We start from the raw sequence: 16,428 nt of genomic DNA, 5'->3' as shown, positions 1-16,428 counted from the left end.
TGACTGCGATGGCTTGCGGTGCGGAGTTATGGATGGCACCGGGAGGCCCAGGCACGCAATTGCTCCGTGTTCCCCGGGCTGCTACGCAGCCCTCCTCCGTTACCTGCGCCATTGCGCGCCTGAACCTCCCGGCGTTGCCACCACTTGGTTTCAGACGTACACCGACTGCAACGAAGCGTCAGGCCGGCGCACTCTCCCGCGTGCAACCAAGGCCGCGGCCCAACTCACCCTTTAGCGCGCGGCTGGCAACTCCACCGCGTAGATTGCCGGCTTGCCTTCCACATTGGCGCGGTACACCAGCCACCTGCCGTCGGGCGTGAAGTGCTGGTTGGGCTCCAGCGTGTAGTCGTGCCTGGAAAGGTCGGCCACGCGGATGCTCTCCAGCCGGCCGGGCGTGATGAGGCCGGGCACGGGCTGCTCGCGCAGCACCGGCTTGAACAGGCTGATCCACTTGCCCGCGTTGCCGCCATCGCCCGAGAACCACTGCCGGTCGGGCGACTGGGAGAAGTGGTAAGACGCCTGGTCGCGCTGCACCTCGTAGCGCAGCTGCGCGCCCGTCACGAGGTTGCGCCCGGCGAGCCACGTGGTGCTGCCACGCGGCATCTGTAGGTCGTACCAGACCGTCTGCCCGTCTGAATCCCAGAACTCATGCCCCGCGATCTCGCCAGCCATGGTCCGCGTGTGCACCTTGGTGAGCTGGCTGCCATCCGTGCGGATGCTCCAGATGCGGTCCACCTCGTGCCAGGGGCCTTCGTGGCAGAACAGCAGCAGCGTCGGGTCGGCGGGCGAGAACTGCAGGTGGTTGAGCCAGTCAGTGGCGCGATGGATGGTGCGGCGCTCGCCGCTGCGCAGGTCCACGGCATACATGGCCATCGGCACCCGTGCCGCCAGTCGCGCTGCCATCCACTGGCCTTTGGCCTGGGCGAAAGTCAGCGGGCGGCCATCCTTGTCCACGCCCGCGTATGCAGGTGAACCGGTGGCCGGGTCGCGCCGGCCCTGGCGCGCGATGTCTGGCGGCGGGGGCTCCACCTCGTAGGCGCCGGCCAGCAGGGTCTCGTCGGCATTGATGGTCTGGATGCGGCCGCCCGGCAGGTCGGCGATGCGGCGCGTCCTGCCGCTGTCCAGGTCCACCGACCACACCGTGAACGGCCCGTCCTCCTCCACCGCCGCGTCCCGCGTCGTGTAGTAAGCCAGCCGCGAGCGCGGGCCTGTGAACAGAAGCCGGTCCACCTGGGCCTTCAGCACCAGCCGGGTCTGCCAGCTGCGCGTATCCGCCACGCGGATGCCCTCGGGCGTCAGGTAGATCATCAGATCGCCCTGAGGCGTGAACGGCGGGTAGTTGAAGTAGAGGGCGTAGTTGCCCGGCGTGTCGTCCACCCGCACGATGCGCCGCCCGGTGGTGGCGTCCGTCCAGCTCGCCGGCTCGGCGGGCGCGGCCGGCACGTCAGCGGCGCCGAGCATTGTGGAGAAAGCCAGCAGCATCGCGGCGGCGCTGCGATTCAGCACCGTGGCCGTGGGGCTGGAGAACGTGGGGCGATGGCGGCGTGGCATGGGGTTCCCGGCGGGCGCGCTTGGCGCTGACAACGGCAGGGATCTTAGGAAGCCAGGCCCCCCGCCAGCGCCTGCCCCACCGATCGCTCAACAGGATGAGCGCTGGCCTGAACCAGTCGCAGCAGGACTACGCGCCGGGCATCGTCAACCTCGTGGACCAGCGCAGCACCCTCTAGCCCGCGGACTGCCCGAACGAACTGCAACCCACACCCGCGGGCTTCCACCGCTCACTTGGCGGCCAGCAGCGCCTCCATCTCGTCCATCAGGCTGTCCATGCGCTTGACGACGGCCTGGTAGGGCGCCGGGCTGGCCATGTCCAGACCGGCCTTTTTCAGCGCCTCGTAGGGCGGCACCGAGCCGCCGCTGGCGAGCAGCTTCAGGTAGTTGTCGCGCGCGCCGGGCTTGGTGGCCAGGATGTCCTCGGCAAAGTGCAGCGCCGCAGTGACCGACGTGGCGTACTGGTAGACGTAGAACGGCCGGTAGAAGTGCGGGATGAAGGCCCACTCCTGGCAGTACAGCGGGTCGATCTTCATCACGCCGACTGCGTCGCCGTGATAGTCCTTCAGCAGCTGGCAGTAGATCTCGGTGAAGCGCTTGCCGTTCAGCGCCTCGCCCTTGGCCGCCGCGTCGTGGGTATTCAGCTCGAACTCGCCGAACATGGCCTGGCGGAAGAAGGTGGCGCGCAGCCGCTCCAGCGCGTAGCCGAGCTGGTAGAGCTTCTCCTCCTTGCTGGCGGCCCGGCCCTGCATGTGGTGGCTCAGCAGCACCTCGTTGGCGGTGGAGGCAATCTCGGCCACGAAGAGGGAGTAGTTGGCCGTCTCGTAGGGCTGGGCGCGGTTGGCCATCGCCGTGTGCATGGCGTGGCCCCACTCGTGGGCGAAGGTGCTGACGGATTCGAAGTCGCCCTGGTGGTTCAGGAAGACGAAGGGCGGTGTGTCGTAGACGCCGTCCTGGTAGGCGCCCCCGCTCTTGCCCGGCGCCGGCAGCGCGTGCATGGTGTTGGCCTGGAAAGTGGTCTTCAACAGGGCCTGGTAGTCCGCGCCCAGGGGCTGGGTGGCGGCTAGCGTCAGCGCGGCGGCCTCGTCCAGGCTGTAGGTCTTCTTCTGCGTGACCAGGGCCGGGTAGATGTCGTAGTAGTGCAGGTCCGGCAGGCCCAGCATCTTCTGGCGCAGCTTGAAGTAGCGGTGCAGCGTGGGCAGGCCTTTGTGCACCTCAGCCACCAGCGTGCGGTAGACGGCCTCCGGGATCTCCTCGGCGCCCAGGCTCATGGCCACGGCGCTGGGGTGCTTGCGCAGCTTGGCCATGGTGGTGTCGTCCTGCACCACATTGCCCAGCGTCACGCCGTAGGTGTCTTCATACTGGCCGATGGCGCCGAAGAAGGCGTCGAAGGTCTGCTTGCGCACGGCACGGTCGGGGTGCTGGCGCAGCAGGCCGTATTTGGTGTCGTCCACGCGCTCGGCCTTGCCATCCACGGTGAGTGTGGGCCACTGGGTGTTGGCGTTGAACAGCAGCGTGCGCGCATCGCCCGTAGCGCTGCGCACTGGCGCCAGCGCCGCGATGGCGGCCTCGGTCTCAGCGCTCAGCGTGTGCCGGGCCTGGCGCAGGCTGTTGCGCAGGTGTTCGGCATGCTTCTTCAGCCCCGGCTCGGCCTTCAGGAAGGCGGCCACCTTGGCCTCTCCCAGGGACTGGATCTCGGGCTCCACCCAGGCCAGAGCGCTGTTGTACTCACCGCCGAGCTGGCCGGCCAGGTTGCTGCGCTCCTGGTTCTTGGCGTCGCGGTTGTCGGTGCTCTGCGTCATGCTGGCGTAGACGCGTAGCCGGTCGTAGCGCCGGTTGGCCGCGCTGATCGCGTCCAGGCCGGCGCGCAGGCTCTTGGCGCTCTTGCCCAGGGTGCCCTTCAGCGCGGCCAGCTTGGGCAGGTCGGCGAGCAGGGTCTTGCGGGCGGTGTCCCAGTCGGCGGCGGTGGCGTAGAAGGGGCTGAGGTTCCAGGTGGTGGGCAGGGGCTCGGCGTGGAGGGTGGGGCCGGCGAGGGCGAGGGCGAAGCCGAGGCAGAGCGCGGGGGCGCGAGGGTGAAGGAGACGCTTCATGGGCGGCGGTGTCGGAATAGAAGGATTTCCCGAGTGTCAAGGCGCCTGCCACGGTTGACCGAAGTGATGGTAGGAAAACCCGGATGCCAGACGTCAAAACTCAAATGGTGAGGTGAGACCGCGGCCCCAAAACTTCCCCTTCAGGGCCTACCTTGCTTCACTCCAGTCAAACTGACCGGCCGCATCAACTGATGCGCTAGCCAGCACACACGATGTCGATTTCGGCTCTGGAAAGACTCCCCGTGCTAGCCGCGTCCGAGCTTGACGGGGGCCTGTATTGCTGACGAAGCCTCATTGGCACGAGCGTTGGGGTTCGCGATGTTCACCAAACCTACTCAATACACATCGGCGCGGAGCGCGTTCAGAACAAGAAATACCTCTGCGCCATCGGCAATTCCTTCGCCGGCTCGCAGGTCAGCAGCACGCCGTCCGCCCTCACCTCGTAGGTCTGCGCGTCGATCTCCATCGTAGGCAGGTAGTTGTTGAGCAGCATGTCGGCCTTCTTCACCGACCGACAGCCCCTCACCGGCACCAGCGTCTTGGCCAGGCCCAGCTTCTCGGCATGCGCCTGGCCGGACTGGCTGACGAAGGTCAGCGAGCCTTGCGACAGCGCGCCGCCTAAGGCGCCGAACATCGGCCGGTAGTGCACCGGCTGCGGCGTCGGGATGGAGGCGTTGGCGTCGCCCATCGCGGCGGCGGCGATGAAGCCCCCCTTCAGGATCAGCGACGGCTTCACGCCGAAAAAGGCGGGCTTCCACAGCACCAGGTCGGCCCACTTGCCGACCTCGATGCTGCCCACCTCATGGCCGATGCCGTGCGCCAGCGCGGGGTTGATGGCGAGCTTGGCCAGGTAGCGCTTCACGCGGGCGTTGTCGTTGCCGGCACCGTCGCCAGGCAGCGCCCCGCGCTGCACCTTCATCTTGTGCGCCGTCTGCCAGCAACGCAGGCTCACCTCGCCCACACGGCCCATGGCCTGCGAGTCGGACGAGAACATGCTGATGGCGCCGAGATCGTGCAGGATGTCTTCGGCCGCGATGGTCTCGCGGCGGATGCGGCTCTCGGCGAAGGCCAGGTCCTCGGCGATGCCGGCGTCCAGGTGGTGACAGACCATCAGCATGTCCAGGTGCTCGTCCAGCGTGTTGACGGTGAACGGCCGCGTAGGGTTGGTGGAGCTGGGCAGCACGTTGGCTTCGCCCACCACCTTCATGATGTCCGGCGCATGGCCGCCGCCCGCGCCTTCGGTGTGGAAGCTGTGGATGGTGCGGCCCTTGAAGGCGGCAATCGTGTCTTCGACGAAGCCCGACTCGTTGAGCGTGTCGGTGTGGATGGCGACCTGGGTGTCGGTCAGCTCGGCCACGTTCAGGCAGTTGTCGATGGCTGCGGGCGTGGTGCCCCAGTCCTCGTGCAGCTTCAGGCCGATGGCGCCAGCGTCGATCTGCTGCATCAGCGCCGCGGGCCGCGACGCATTGCCCTTGCCCATGAAGCCCAGGTTCATCGGGAAGGCCTCGGCGGCCTTCAGCATCGTGGCGATGTGGTGCGGGCCGGGCGTGCAGGTGGTGGCCAGCGTGCCGGTGGCGGGGCCGGTGCCGCCGCCGATCATGGTCGTCACGCCGCTCATCAGCGCCTCTTCGATCTGCTGCGGGCAAATGAAGTGGATGTGGGTGTCGATGGCGCCGGGTGTCACGATGAAGCCCTCGCCCGCGATGATTTCGGTGCCGGGACCGATGACGATGTCCACGCCGGGCTGCACGTCGGGGTTGCCGGCCTTGCCGATGGCGGCGATGCGGCAGCCGCGCAGGCCGATGTCGGCCTTGACGATGCCCCAGTGGTCGACGATGACGACGTTGGTGATGACGGTGTCGACTGCGTCCGTCGCATCCGGACCGTTGGGCCGCTGGGACTGGCCCATGCCGTCGCGCACGGTCTTGCCGCCGCCGAACTTGACCTCCTCGCCGTAGCCGCCCGAACGCAGCGTCAGGTCCTGCTCGATCTCGATGACGAGGGCGGTGTCGGCCAGGCGCAGCCGGTCGCCGACGGTGGGGCCGAGCATCTCGGCATAGGCACGGCGGCTGATCCTCATAGCTTGCCTTGAACCAGACCGCGGAAGCCCCAGACCGTGCGGTCGCCGGCCAGCTCGACGAGCTCGACGGTGCGCGTCTGCCCTGGCTCGAAGCGCACGGCCGTGCCGCTGCAAATGTTCAGGCGCATGCCGCGGGCGGCCTCGCGGTCGAAGGCGAGCGCCGCATTGGTCTCGGCGAAGTGGTAGTGGGAGCCGACCTGGATGGGCCGCGTGCCGGCATTGGCGACCTTGAGGGTCAGCGTGCGCCGGCCCGGGTTGAGTTCATGATCGCCCTCGGCCGTGATCAGCTCGCCGGGGATCATCACTTGCGCCCCTTGGCAAACCACCAGACCGCGACGCCGGCCGCGGCCACCAGCGCCAGGGTGCCGATGCCATCCCAGCCATGGACGTGCGGGCCGACGGGGCCATGGCCGTCGTGGGCAAGTGCAGGGGCCGCGATCAGAAAAAAGGCAAGTGCGCGCATGGTTCAGGCAATCGGTTGATGGACCGTGACGAGCTTGGTGCCGTCGGGGAAAGTGGCTTCGACCTGGATCTCCGGAATCATCTCAGGCACGCCGTCCATGACGTCGGCCCGGGTCAGGATCTCGCGGCCTTCGCTCATCAGCTGGGCCACCGTCCTGCCGTCGCGGGCGCCTTCGAGGATGGCGGCGCTGATGAAGGCCACGGCCTCGGGGTAGTTGAGCTTCAGCCCGCGCGCGCGGCGGCGCTCTGCAAGCAAGGCTGCAGTGAACAGCAGCAGCTTGTCCTTCTCACGGGGCGTCAGTTCCATATCTCGCTTTGCTTGTGGGTCAGCTCGGTTGTCATGTTCGCCTCGAGCGGTGCGTCAGCTCCATGTTGGCTTCACGACAGCTTCAGGGCAATGGGTGCTACCTGACCCCTAGCTTGAAGCGTGCCAGAGGCCTGGCTTCCGCAAGTCTGTGGATTCTGCGCAGGAAACGGAGGTCCAGCATGCGGCCTCTTCTTCAGGAGACCGCCATGCCACCTCCCAACAACGGCCACGGCCAGCTCGAAGGCCGCGAGCGCGACTTCGTCCGCCTGCTGCCCAAGAATCCCACATCGTTCACCGACGCGAGCCTGCAGGCGCTGGCCGCGCTGATGATCATGCCGGACGACGCGCTCAACGACGGCGCCGACGCCGAGGAGAACCTGGCCGTGCCGGCCGGCTACACCTACTTCGGCCAGTTCGTCGACCACGACCTGACGCTGGACACGACCTCTTCTTTCGCCGCGCCCAAGGACGCCGCCTCCAACCTGCGCAGCCCGGCGCTCGACCTGGACTGCGTCTACGGCGCCGGACCGCAGGATCAGCCCTACATGTACGCCGCCGACGGCGCGACGCTGCTGATCGACCCGCGCGGCACCGACCTGGCGCGCCAGCCTCTCAACGGTCGCGCCATCGTCGGCGACAAGCGCAACGACGAGAACTCCATCGTCTGCCAGATCCAGCTGGCGATGATCAAGTTCCACAACGCCGTGGTGCTCAGGCTCAGGCAGCAGGGCGTCGACGGCAGGGACGTCTTCGAGCGCGCCCGCCGGGAGGTCACCTGGACCTATCAGCGCGTCGTGCTGGAGGATTACCTGCTGCGCATCGTCAACACGCTCACCTACGACTTCTTCACGCAGCGCCACGCCGCCATGGGCAGCAAGGCCTACGCCCTCTACGTCGACACGCTGGCGATGCGCAAGAACCTGCCCATTGAATTTGTCGGCGCGGCCTACCGCTTCGGGCATTCGATGGTCCGGCGCGGCTACCGCCTCAACACCGTCACCAAGAAGCTCATCTTCGACGGCACCGACGTCAACGACGACAGTCTCGTCGGCTTCCAGCCGCTGCCGGGCAGCCACGTCATCGACCATTGGGGGCGCTTCTTCACGCCCAGCTTCGTCGTCCCCGCCAGCAACGGCCCCGCACCGGTCGAGAACGACCCCGCGGTGCGCCTGCAATGGGCTTACAAGATCGATCCTTCCCTGGTGGACCCGCTGGCGGCCCTGCCTCCAGGTGTTGACACGGAACGCCGCTCGCTCGCGGCCCTGAACCTCAGGCGCGGCAATCTGGACAGCTATGCGATTGCCACCGGCCAGGCGTTCGCAACCGAGCTGAAGGAGAAGCCGCTGGGTGCGGACGAGCTGATGGTGCGCGCCAAGAACGAGGACGGCAGCTTCACCTTCCAGAGCATTGCGTCCGCGGACCCACGCTTCCTCACCGACACGCCGCTGTGGTTCTACATCCTGGCCGAGGCGCAACAGCCCGCGTTGGCCTACTGGCGCGCGCAGGGCAAGCGCAATCTGAAGGACGACGATTTCATGAGCGGCCCCTGCTCCGTCTCCAGGCTCGGCCCCGTGGGCGGGCGCATCCTGATGGAAGTCTTCAACGGCATTGTCGACAGCGATCAGCGCAGCTTCCGCAATGACCCCGCAGCCAGGAACTGGACGCCCATGATCGGCGCGGACATCAGCTTCTGGGCAGTGCTCAGGTTCGCCGGGCTGGTGTAGGCCATTCAATCAGCACGTCGGCCGCTGACAGCTTGCGCGCCGGTCCGGCCGGGCGGCGCGTGGGGGTGCCCAGCGCGATCCAGCCCACCAGCGTCTCTCCGGGGTCGCAGAAGGCTGCCGCGATGGCGGGGTTGCGCACCTTGGCCCCGCTGAGCATCTTGCCGCCGAAGCCCAGGGCATGGGCCGCCGACAGGAAGTTGGCAACAGCCCCGCCCACGGCCGCCCATTGCTCGTGCGACGGCACCTGCGGGTGGCCGAGATCGATGCGCGCAACGACGGCGACCGTGACCGGCGGCTTCAAGGCCCGTTCGGCGTCCAGTGCGGCGCCCTCCTCACCCTTGCCCGCCGCCCGGGCCGCGTCGGCAAACAGGGCGGACATGCCCTGTTTTGCGGCGCCACGCACCAGCTTGAACCGGTAAGGCACCAACTCGGCGTGGTCGGGGGCGCGCAGCGCAGCCTGGGCCATCAGCGCAAGCTGCTCATCGTTCGGCCCCGGCTCGACGAGGTGCTTGGGGCCGACCGAATAGCGCGTCAGCAGCGCGTCGAGCGCAGCCGGCATCGTGTTCACTTCAGCAGGCCCGCGTTCTCGGCCGCAGCCTTGATGCCGGCGTAGTTCTCGGGCTTGCTCGGAATGAACCGGGTCGCGCGCTGCAGGCCAAGAATCTCCTTGCCTTGCGGGGTGTTCGGATCCAGCGCCAGGAAGGCAGCCCTGATCTTGTCCTGCAAGGCCTGCGGCATGTCGGCATGCACCGACCAGTTGTAGTCGAAGTAAGGCGGCGTCGTGTAGAACACCTTGACCTGGGCCGGGTCCACCTTCTTCTCGGCGACGAACTTCTCCCACACCGAGATGTTCAGTGCACCGGCATCCACCTTGCCGCTGGCGACGGCGGCGATGGTCGCGTCGTGCGCGCCGCTGAAGGCCACGCGCTTGAGGTCCACGTCGGGATTGATCCTGGCGGCCAGCAGGAAGCTGCGTGGCATCAGGTGGCCCGAGGTGCTGCTCTGCGAGCCGAAGGACAGGGTCTTGCCTTTGAGGTCTTCCAGCCTGGCGATGCCGCTCCTGGCGTCGGTGATGAAGACGGAGCGGAACTTCTCGTCCTCCTCGCGCTGCACCAGCGGCACGACCTTGCCGCCCGAACGCACGCTGGCCTGCACGAAAGTGAAGCCACCGAACCAGGCGAGGTCGATCTTCTTGTTGACCACCGTCTCCACCGCAGCGGCGTAGTCGGTCACCGGCGTCCACTCGACCTTCATGCCGAGCTTGCTCTCCAGGTACTGGCCCAGCGGCGCGAACTTGCGCGCGAGCTCGGTGGGAGACTCGTCGGGGATGGCGGTCACGCGCAGCACCTGCTGGGCCTGGGCCTGGGCTGTGGCGCCCGCGAGCGCCAGCGAAATCACCACACCGCGCGCCAGACCGGCGACGACACGAGTCAGATTCATGGAAATTCTCCTTGGGGTTTGGGAGCGTCAGAACACGAGAGTGGCCCAGGCCGGATCAGCGGCCCGGGCGGCGAATTGCACCGCGCCGCCATGCTGGCGGGCGACAGGGATGAGATCGGCATGCGTGAGGCCCTGGGCCGCGAGCGCATCCGAGCAGGCGAGAAAGCGTGCGCCGTGGTCGAGCGCATCCTGCATCCAGCCGGCAATGGTCTTGTCGAAACGGTCGGAAGCCCGCAACGCATCGGCGACGCCGGGCTGCAGCAGCAGCACCGAGCGCGCGGAGAAGTAAACCTCCACCTGCAGCTCCAGTGCCGCCGCCGCCGCCGCGTGCGCGAAGGGCGTGGCCAGGCGCACGGGGTCGGCCGGGTCGGCAGCCCAGAGCAGGATGGCAAGGCCGGTACGTTGCATCAGGTGGGGTCCAGTTGATTGAGCCAGGCCCAGCGCGTCATCGCCTCACGTATGGCGGCCTCGCCGACAGCGAGTCGGGCTTTCTCGGTGGCCAGGCGCGTGGGCGCGATCTCGATCAGCCACCCCGCATCGTAGGGCGACCGGTGCACCAGCTCGGGCTGCTCATGCAGCACCTCGTTCACCCGCATGACGATGCCCGACAACGGCGACTTCACCGACACGATGGACTTGGACAGTTCCACGACACCGATTGAGCGGCCCTGCTCGACCTCGCTGTCGACCGGCTTGGGCCGGCACATAAAGACCTCACCTGAGGCCTTGAGCCCGAGTGCGGTGATGCCGATGCGGACCTTCCCGCCCGGCAGAGGCTGAGCCCAGGTCTGGTCGTCGATCCAGTACCAGAGCGCGTCGGGCAGCTCGGCGCCAGCGATCAGCATCACCGCCCCCCGCCCCATGCGTGGCGGAAAGAGGAGGGAGTCGAACCCACCCGGCGACGCGTGGCGCCACCCACCGGGTTTGAAGCCCGGCCGACACACCGGTGTCGTTCTCTTTCCATCATCCGTTGACCTCCGCGAACAGCGTGCTGTCCGCTCGAAGCCTATGTTCGTCGCCGACCCGCCGCAGCAGGCCGACGCGGTCGAAATGCTCCAGCAGCTGGATGGCGCGCTTGCGGCCAAGGCCGGTCGCGTCGCGGAAGGCCGCGGCGGCGACATGGCCGTGCTCGAGCGCCAGGCGGCGCACTGTAGCGGCGAGTGTGCTCATCGTGGCCGTGTCGACGTACAAGTCCTTCACGACTTGATGCAAGTCGCCCTGCTGCGCCAGGCGCGCAAGCGTCGTGCGCAGCAGCGGCTCGGCCTCGGCGCAGTCCCTGGCCAGATCGCGCGCCCAGGCGCCCTCGGCGCCGGCCGCGGCCAGGCGCGGTGCCACCTTCTGCGCAATGCGCTGCTCGGTGGCCGACAGCTGCACGCCATGCTCGGGCAGGTGGACGAAGGCGCCGCGGAGTGAAACACGGCCGTTGGCGCGCAGGTCGGCCAGCACCTGGCGCCACAGCGGCTCGGCCATGCGCGGCGCCACCAGCCGGCGCAGGCGGGCAGCGTCGGGGCCGAGCTCGTCGGGCGACTTGGCGTGGAAGACGGCCAGCGCCGCGAGCAGCCTGGACGTCAGCGCCGCGCCGGCCTCGTCGCCCAGCGCCCAGCCTTGCAGCGGCTCGGCCAGCCCCTCGGCCTGGGCGAAGCGGGCCAGGTCCAGGCCCAGGACCGACAGCTGCAACAGCCGTTCGCGGCGGCGCGCGGTGGTGGGGAGCTCGCAGGCGGCGAGCTCGGCAAGGCGCTCGGGCGTGCGGCGGTAGCGGGCGGGCGCAAAGGGGTCCAGCACGAGGCCACCCGCTACGGTGCGCGTGGCGCCGGCATCTCTCAGCACGAGGCGGTCGCCACGCCAGGCGCCTACCTGGCCGTGGCACACGAGCTGCACGCGCCCCGAACCGCCGGGCTCGATCTGCTCGCTGTCCAGCACGGCAACGCTGGCCATCACGCTCTGGGCGCCCAGGTGCAGGTGAACGCGGGCGCCGGAGCGCAGCGGCCTGGCCTCGCCAGGCCAGAGGCGCAACTGGGCATCGAGGCGGTCGGTGGCAAGCGCCACGTGGGGCGCCGTCAGCCAGGCGCCGCGCGGGGCGTCATCCCTGGCGATGCCCGCCAGGGCCACGGCACAGCGCTGGCCGGCACGGGCGCGCTCGACGCTGCGGTTCTGCGCGTGCAGGCTGCGCACGCGGGCACGCTGGCCGGCCAGCGCCAGTTCGTCGCCCACGGCGATCTCGCCGGCGTGCAGAGTGCCGGTGACGACGGTGCCCACGCCGTCCAGCGTGAAGGCCCGGTCCACGGCCAGACGCGGCGCCAGGCCGTGCGCCTGACGCGGCGGCAGATGGCGGGCAGCATCGAAGAGCAGCTCGCGCAGCTCGTGCACACCCTGCCCCGCCTGGGCAGCGACGACGAGGATGGGCGCCGCATCCAGCCCTGTGCCGGCGAGCAGCGCGCGGATTTCATCGGTCAGCGCGGCGATGCGGCCGGGCTCGGCGCGGTCGGCCTTGGTGATGGCGACGGCACCCTTGCTCAGTCCCAGCAGGCTCAGCACGGCCAAGTGTTCGCGCGTCTGCGGCATGACGCCGTCGTCCGCCGCGACGAGCAGCAGCGCAAAGTCGATGCCGCTGGCACCGGCCAGCATGGTGTGGACGAGCTTCTCGTGGCCCGGCACGTCGATGAAGCCCAGGCGTTCGTCCAGGCCTGGCACATCGAGGTAGGCATAGCCCAGCTCGATGCTGATGCCGCGCGCCTTCTCCTCGGGCAGCCGATCGGTGTCGACACCCGTGAGCGCACGCACGAGCGTGGTCTTGCCGTGGTCGATGTGGCCGGCGGTGCCGACGATCACGCGAGCGTCTCCTTGAGTACGCCGAGTTGCGAGGTCAGCAGCGCAGGCTCTTCCAGGCCCCTGAGGTCCAGCAGCAGGCGGTCGTCGTGGATACGTCCGATGACGGGGCGCGGCAGTTCGCGCAGCGCCGCGGCCAGGGCTTCGAGCGTGCGGCCGCGGCCGTCGGCGGCGGTGATGGCCAGGCCCGCGGAAGGCAGGCGCTCGACCGGCAGCGAGCCGGAGCCGATCTGGCTCTGCAGCGCCACCGTCTGGACCGTGAAGCGCGGCGCGACGGCGGCGGCCACCTCGGGCAGCAGCCGCAGGGCCAGCGCGGCGATCTGCTCGTGCGGACGCGTCAGCAGGCGCAGCGTGGGCAGGTCCTGCACCAAGCGCTCGGGCCGCAGGTAGAGGCGCAGCGTGGCCTCCAGCGCGGCGAAGGGCAGCTTGGAAAGGCGCAGTGCGCGCTTCATCGGGAACTTGCGAATATGGCCCACAGCCGCCTTGCTGCCGACGATCAATCCGGCCTGCGGGCCGCCCAGCAGCTTGTCGCCGCTGAAGGTCACGACATCGCAGCCAGCCGCCAGCATGGCCTGCGGCAGCGGCTCGGCCGGCAGGCCCCACTTGGACAGGTCCACGAGGGCGCCGCTGCCGAGGTCGGTCATCAGCGGCAGGCCGGCCGCATGGGCGATGGGGGCCAGCGTGGCCTCGTCCACCGAGGCCGTGAAGCCCTGCACCGCATAGTTGCTGGTGTGGACCTTGACGATCAGGCCGGTGCGCGGCGTGATCGCGCTCTCGTAGTCGCGCGGATGGGTGCGGTTGGTGGTGCCCACCTCCACCAACGTGGCGCCGGCCGCGCTCATCACGTCGGGCATGCGGAAGGCACCACCGATCTCGACCAGCTCGCCGCGCGAGACGATGGCCTCCTTGCCGCGAGCCAGTGCCGCGATGCCCAGCAGAACGGCGGCGGCGTTGTTGTTGACGACCGTCGCTGCTTCGGCGCCGGTGAGCTCGCAGAGCAGGCTCTCGATGAGGTCGTCACGGTCGCCGCGGCGGCCGGTGTCAAGGTCGAACTCCAGGTTGTTGGGCGCGCCCATCAGCGCGAGCACCTGCTGCAGCGCCGCGTCGGCCAGCAGCGAGCGGCCGAGGTTGGTGTGGATGACCGTGCCGGTGAGGTTCAGCACCGCGCGCATGTTGAGCCGCATGCGCGCGTTGACGCGGCCGCCCAGCGCTCGCGGCAGCGCCTCGAGCTCGGCGTGGTGCAGTTCACCCGCCACGGCGCGGGCGCGAAGCCCGTCCAGCAACGCCCTCGCCTCGCGGGCCACCAGCGTGTGGCCATGCTCGGCCACCAGGGGCGCGCAGTCGCGCAGCAGCTTGTCCAGGGCGGGGATGTCCTTGGGACTTGCCTTGGAACCGTGAACCACGGATTCGTCGGGCGCCGCCATCAGTGTTCTCGCCCGGGTGGTGGAGGCGCGTCCTCGGGCTCGCCGAAGAGCAACAGCAGGTTCAAGCCGTGGCGCTGCTGGCCCTCCTCGCTGACGAGCAGGTCCAGCGTCAGCGTGGCCAAGTCGTCGGCCACGGGCTCTATGCCGTTGTCGCGCGCCGGGTGCATCAGCTTCAGGTAGTGGCCGCATTCGCTGCAGCACTCCGCCTGCACGGCAGGCTGGGCCTCGGGTGCTGCGGCATCCGCCGCGACAAGGTTCTGCAGCGAGATGCCCTTGGTGCTCTGGCAATGCGTGCACTTGATGCGCACGTAATGCCATTGCGTGGCGCACAGGCCGCAGGCGAGGTAGCGCGCGCCTTCGGCGCCCAGCCGCTCGACGGCCGCGACCGGGCGCGAGCCGCAACAGGGACACACGGTGGGGTCGTCAATGCGACCGAAGGGCGCGACCGGCCCCCCGGCGTGGGTCGCGGCCGTCTGTTGCGCCAGGCGCACCCAGTGCAGCTGCAGGCCCGCAGCGATCAGCGGCGCGGCGGCCATGTCCAGGCCCAGCATGACGCCCGCGATCAGGCGGCCGGCCTGGGTGTCCAGGTGCTCGTCGCTCGCGGCGGCGAGCTGCAGGGCGGCTGACTTTGCCGGGCCTGCGGCGAGGTGGCGGGAGAGGTCCTGCAGCAGCGTGCGCAGGGACTCACGCCAGACCGCGGTGCGCGGCCAGGTTTCGGCCGGCAGCAGGGGCAGGCCCGCCGTCGCCGCTGCCTCGACCTGCTCGGCCGAGGGTGGCGGCACGGCCACACCGGCCTTCAGGGCGCGGTGCTGGGCATCGGCCAGTTCGGCAACGAAGAGCAGGAAGTCGCGCATCGCGTGGCCAGCGGCCAACTGTCGCAGGCGCACCGCCCGCTCGGCGAAGACGCCGGGCTCGGGCAGGTGCAGGAAGGTCAGCTGCTCGCCGGCGCGGACGGCGATTTCTTCGGGGCTGAGAAGCTTCTGGTTCGTCGTCGCGGGAGTCACTGCTTGCCTGTCATCTCACGGTGCCACAACGCGTGATTCTGACGCGCCCAGCCCTCGGTGACCGTGCCTCGCGTCATCGCCCGGATGGTGCCCTTGACCCAGATGGCCGCGTACACGTGCACGATGACCGACAGGATCAGCACGGTGGCCGAGAAGGCGTGCAGCAGCACGGCGATGCGGCGGGCCACGATGGGGAAGCTGTCGGCGAACCAGGGCTGCCAGAAGATGAAGCCGGTCAGCACCAGCACGGCCAGGCTGACGACCATGACCCAGAACACGCGCTTCTGGCCGCCGTTGTAGCGGCCGGCGGGCGGCATGCGGCTCTTGTCGCCGCGCAGCATCTCGCCGCTGTGCTTCATCCACTCACGGTCCGCTTCGGTCATCACGTTGTGGCGCCAGAGCTTGAGGGCCATGACCGTGAAGCACACCGCCATCAGCAGGCCCATGAAGGGATGCAGGATGCGCGCCCAGGTGCCACCGCCGAACAGCGCGGTCAGGAAATAGAAGGCAGGGTGGAAGAAGGCCAGGCCCGAAAGCCCGGCGCCAAGGAATAGCAGCACGATCAACCAGTGGTTGGTGCGCTCGCCAGCGTTGTAGCGCTGCAGTAGGCGGGTGGCCATGGCGTGCTCCTGTCAGGCGTTGGGGTTGCGATCGGCGCCCGCGTCGTCCGGGTCCTCGATGGGGCCGACGCGCGTGTAGTGGAAGAAGCCGGCTACCGCCGCGCCGATCATGGCCGCGACGGCCAGCGGCTTGGCCACGCCCTTCCACAACGAGACGAGGGGGCTGATCTTCGGGTCCGCCGGCAGGCCGTGGTAGAGCTCGGGCTTGTCGGCATGCTGCAGCACGTAGACAACGTGGGTGCCACCCACGCCCGGCGGGTCGTAGACGCCTGCGTTGGCGTAGCCGCGCTCCTTCAGGTCGGCGATGCGCTCGGCGCCGAAGTCCAGCATGTCCTCCTTGGTGCCGAAGCGGATGGCGCCAGTGGGGCAGGCCTTGGCGCAGGCCGGCTCCAGGCCCACGCCGACGCGGTCTGAGCAGAGGCTGCACTTGTAGGCCTTGGAGTCGACCTTGCTGATGCGCGGCACGTCGAAGGGGCACCCGGTGACGCAGTTGCCGCAGCCGACGCAGTGCTCGGAGATGAAGTCCACGATGCCGTTCGTGTACTTCACGATGGCGCCGGGGGCCGGGCAGCTCTTGAGGCAGCCCGGATCCTCGCAGTGCATGCAGCCGTCCTTGCGGATCAGCCATTCCAGCTTGTCCTTCTCGACCTCCACCTCCGAGAAGCGCATGACCGTCCAGCTCTGTGGCGTCAGGTCGCGAGGGTTGTCGTAGGTGCCGTGGTTGTCGCCCACGTCGTCGCGCAGGTCGTTCCACTGCATGCAGGCCACCTGGCAGGCCTTGCAGCCGATGCAGGAGGACACATCGATGAGCTTGGCGACTTCGGCGACGTGCGTGCGCGCCTGCGTGGACGGCGTGGTGGTGGCCGAGCGCTTGGCGATGTCGAGTGATTGAAGTGAAGACAT

The 16,428-nt window shown here is 68.9% G+C and carries 16 protein-coding genes and 1 tRNA gene; 1 reads left to right on the top strand and 16 read right to left on the bottom strand.

Annotation, left to right across the window (positions count from 1 at the left end):
- Window positions 1-231: 231 nt before the first annotated feature.
- The 6 genes from AC07VX_RS14885 to AC07VX_RS14860 all read right to left on the bottom strand — a co-directional run bounded on the left by AC07VX_RS14885 (window position 232) and on the right by AC07VX_RS14860 (window position 6,487).
- Window positions 232-1,551 (bottom strand): oligogalacturonate lyase family protein, encoded by a 1,320-nt coding sequence (locus AC07VX_RS14885; protein ID WP_493166580.1) that lies wholly within the window; start codon window positions 1,549-1,551, stop codon window positions 232-234.
- A 227-nt stretch (window positions 1,552-1,778) separates the two neighbouring features.
- Complete coding sequence (locus AC07VX_RS14880) at window positions 1,779-3,638, bottom strand: M3 family oligoendopeptidase (RefSeq protein ID WP_493166581.1); 1,860 nt, start codon at window positions 3,636-3,638, stop codon at window positions 1,779-1,781.
- A 361-nt stretch (window positions 3,639-3,999) separates the two neighbouring features.
- Window positions 4,000-5,718 (bottom strand): urease subunit alpha, encoded by a 1,719-nt coding sequence (gene ureC / locus AC07VX_RS14875; RefSeq protein WP_493166582.1) that lies wholly within the window; start codon window positions 5,716-5,718, stop codon window positions 4,000-4,002.
- Window positions 5,715-6,020 carry an urease subunit beta gene (locus AC07VX_RS14870; protein ID WP_493166615.1) on the bottom strand — a complete coding sequence of 102 codons (306 nt, stop codon included), beginning with the start codon at window positions 6,018-6,020 and terminating at the stop codon, window positions 5,715-5,717. Before AC07VX_RS14870 ends, ureC begins: the two co-directional genes overlap by 4 nt.
- Entirely contained in the window at window positions 6,020-6,181 is a 162-nt protein-coding gene (locus tag AC07VX_RS14865) for a hypothetical protein (RefSeq protein ID WP_493166583.1), read from the bottom strand. The genes AC07VX_RS14870 and AC07VX_RS14865 overlap by 1 nt, the downstream gene beginning before the upstream one ends.
- 3 nt (window positions 6,182-6,184) lie before the next feature.
- Entirely contained in the window at window positions 6,185-6,487 is a 303-nt protein-coding gene (locus tag AC07VX_RS14860) for an urease subunit gamma (protein ID WP_493166584.1), read from the bottom strand.
- A 206-nt stretch (window positions 6,488-6,693) separates the two neighbouring features.
- Between AC07VX_RS14860 and AC07VX_RS14855 the strand changes: the two genes are divergently transcribed.
- Window positions 6,694-8,211, top strand: coding sequence for a peroxidase family protein (locus AC07VX_RS14855; RefSeq protein ID WP_493166585.1), 1,518 nt, complete (start codon window positions 6,694-6,696; stop codon window positions 8,209-8,211).
- Here the strand turns inward: AC07VX_RS14855 and AC07VX_RS14850 are convergent.
- The 10 genes from AC07VX_RS14850 to fdxH form a co-directional block, all read right to left on the bottom strand.
- Complete coding sequence (locus tag AC07VX_RS14850) at window positions 8,189-8,770, bottom strand: nitroreductase family protein (RefSeq protein WP_493166586.1); 582 nt, start codon at window positions 8,768-8,770, stop codon at window positions 8,189-8,191. The genes AC07VX_RS14855 and AC07VX_RS14850 overlap by 23 nt on opposite strands.
- 5 nt (window positions 8,771-8,775) lie before the next feature.
- Window positions 8,776-9,651, bottom strand: coding sequence for a putative selenate ABC transporter substrate-binding protein (locus tag AC07VX_RS14845; protein ID WP_493166587.1), 876 nt, complete (start codon window positions 9,649-9,651; stop codon window positions 8,776-8,778).
- A 27-nt stretch (window positions 9,652-9,678) separates the two neighbouring features.
- Window positions 9,679-10,059: a DsrE family protein gene (locus tag AC07VX_RS14840; RefSeq protein WP_493166588.1), complete on the bottom strand. Its 381-nt coding sequence runs from the start codon at window positions 10,057-10,059 to the stop codon at window positions 9,679-9,681.
- The gene (locus AC07VX_RS14835; RefSeq protein WP_493166589.1) at window positions 10,059-10,496 is read right to left on the bottom strand and encodes a glycine cleavage system protein H; all 438 of its coding nucleotides are present in this window, start codon (window positions 10,494-10,496) and stop codon (window positions 10,059-10,061) included. The genes AC07VX_RS14840 and AC07VX_RS14835 overlap by 1 nt, the downstream gene beginning before the upstream one ends.
- A 21-nt stretch (window positions 10,497-10,517) precedes the next feature.
- Window positions 10,518-10,613 (bottom strand) — tRNA-Sec (locus AC07VX_RS14830).
- Window position 10,614: 1 nt separating this feature from the next.
- Window positions 10,615-12,480: a selenocysteine-specific translation elongation factor gene (gene selB / locus AC07VX_RS14825; protein ID WP_493166590.1), complete on the bottom strand. Its 1,866-nt coding sequence runs from the start codon at window positions 12,478-12,480 to the stop codon at window positions 10,615-10,617.
- On the bottom strand, window positions 12,477-13,901 hold the full coding sequence (gene selA / locus AC07VX_RS14820) for an L-seryl-tRNA(Sec) selenium transferase (RefSeq protein ID WP_493166591.1): 1,425 nt from the start codon (window positions 13,899-13,901) through the stop codon (window positions 12,477-12,479). Before selA ends, selB begins: the two co-directional genes overlap by 4 nt.
- Window positions 13,901-14,905, bottom strand: coding sequence for a formate dehydrogenase accessory protein FdhE (fdhE, locus tag AC07VX_RS14815; protein ID WP_493166592.1), 1,005 nt, complete (start codon window positions 14,903-14,905; stop codon window positions 13,901-13,903). Before fdhE ends, selA begins: the two co-directional genes overlap by 1 nt.
- Window positions 14,902-15,525, bottom strand: a complete 624-nt coding sequence (locus tag AC07VX_RS14810) for a formate dehydrogenase subunit gamma (RefSeq protein ID WP_493166593.1) — start codon at window positions 15,523-15,525, stop codon at window positions 14,902-14,904. Before AC07VX_RS14810 ends, fdhE begins: the two co-directional genes overlap by 4 nt.
- Before the next feature lie 12 nt (window positions 15,526-15,537).
- The gene (fdxH, locus tag AC07VX_RS14805; RefSeq protein ID WP_493166594.1) at window positions 15,538-16,428 is read right to left on the bottom strand and encodes a formate dehydrogenase subunit beta; all 891 of its coding nucleotides are present in this window, start codon (window positions 16,426-16,428) and stop codon (window positions 15,538-15,540) included.

This window comes from Roseateles sp. GW821-FHT03B02, assembly GCF_059421025.1.
This window is presented reverse-complemented; position numbering and strand designations above follow the sequence as displayed.

Bases quoted from the DNA above. Each gene is read 5' to 3' on its own strand.
- AC07VX_RS14885 (WP_493166580.1), bottom strand. From the start codon at position 1,551: ATGCCACGCCGCCATCGCCCCACGTTCTCCAGCCCCACGGCCACGGTG.
- AC07VX_RS14880 (WP_493166581.1), bottom strand. From the start codon at position 3,638: ATGAAGCGTCTCCTTCACCCTCGCGCCCCCGCGCTCTGCCTCGGCTTC.
- ureC (WP_493166582.1), bottom strand. From the start codon at position 5,718: ATGAGGATCAGCCGCCGTGCCTATGCCGAGATGCTCGGCCCCACCGTC.
- AC07VX_RS14870 (WP_493166615.1), bottom strand. From the start codon at position 6,020: ATGATCCCCGGCGAGCTGATCACGGCCGAGGGCGATCATGAACTCAAC.
- AC07VX_RS14865 (WP_493166583.1), bottom strand. From the start codon at position 6,181: ATGCGCGCACTTGCCTTTTTTCTGATCGCGGCCCCTGCACTTGCCCAC.
- AC07VX_RS14860 (WP_493166584.1), bottom strand. From the start codon at position 6,487: ATGGAACTGACGCCCCGTGAGAAGGACAAGCTGCTGCTGTTCACTGCA.
- AC07VX_RS14855 (WP_493166585.1), top strand. From the start codon at position 6,694: ATGCCACCTCCCAACAACGGCCACGGCCAGCTCGAAGGCCGCGAGCGC.
- AC07VX_RS14850 (WP_493166586.1), bottom strand. From the start codon at position 8,770: ATGCCGGCTGCGCTCGACGCGCTGCTGACGCGCTATTCGGTCGGCCCC.
- AC07VX_RS14845 (WP_493166587.1), bottom strand. From the start codon at position 9,651: ATGAATCTGACTCGTGTCGTCGCCGGTCTGGCGCGCGGTGTGGTGATT.
- AC07VX_RS14840 (WP_493166588.1), bottom strand. From the start codon at position 10,059: ATGCAACGTACCGGCCTTGCCATCCTGCTCTGGGCTGCCGACCCGGCC.
- AC07VX_RS14835 (WP_493166589.1), bottom strand. From the start codon at position 10,496: ATGCTGATCGCTGGCGCCGAGCTGCCCGACGCGCTCTGGTACTGGATC.
- selA (WP_493166591.1), bottom strand. From the start codon at position 13,901: ATGGCGGCGCCCGACGAATCCGTGGTTCACGGTTCCAAGGCAAGTCCC.
- AC07VX_RS14810 (WP_493166593.1), bottom strand. From the start codon at position 15,525: ATGGCCACCCGCCTACTGCAGCGCTACAACGCTGGCGAGCGCACCAAC.
- fdxH (WP_493166594.1), bottom strand. From the start codon at position 16,428: ATGTCTTCACTTCAATCACTCGACATCGCCAAGCGCTCGGCCACCACC.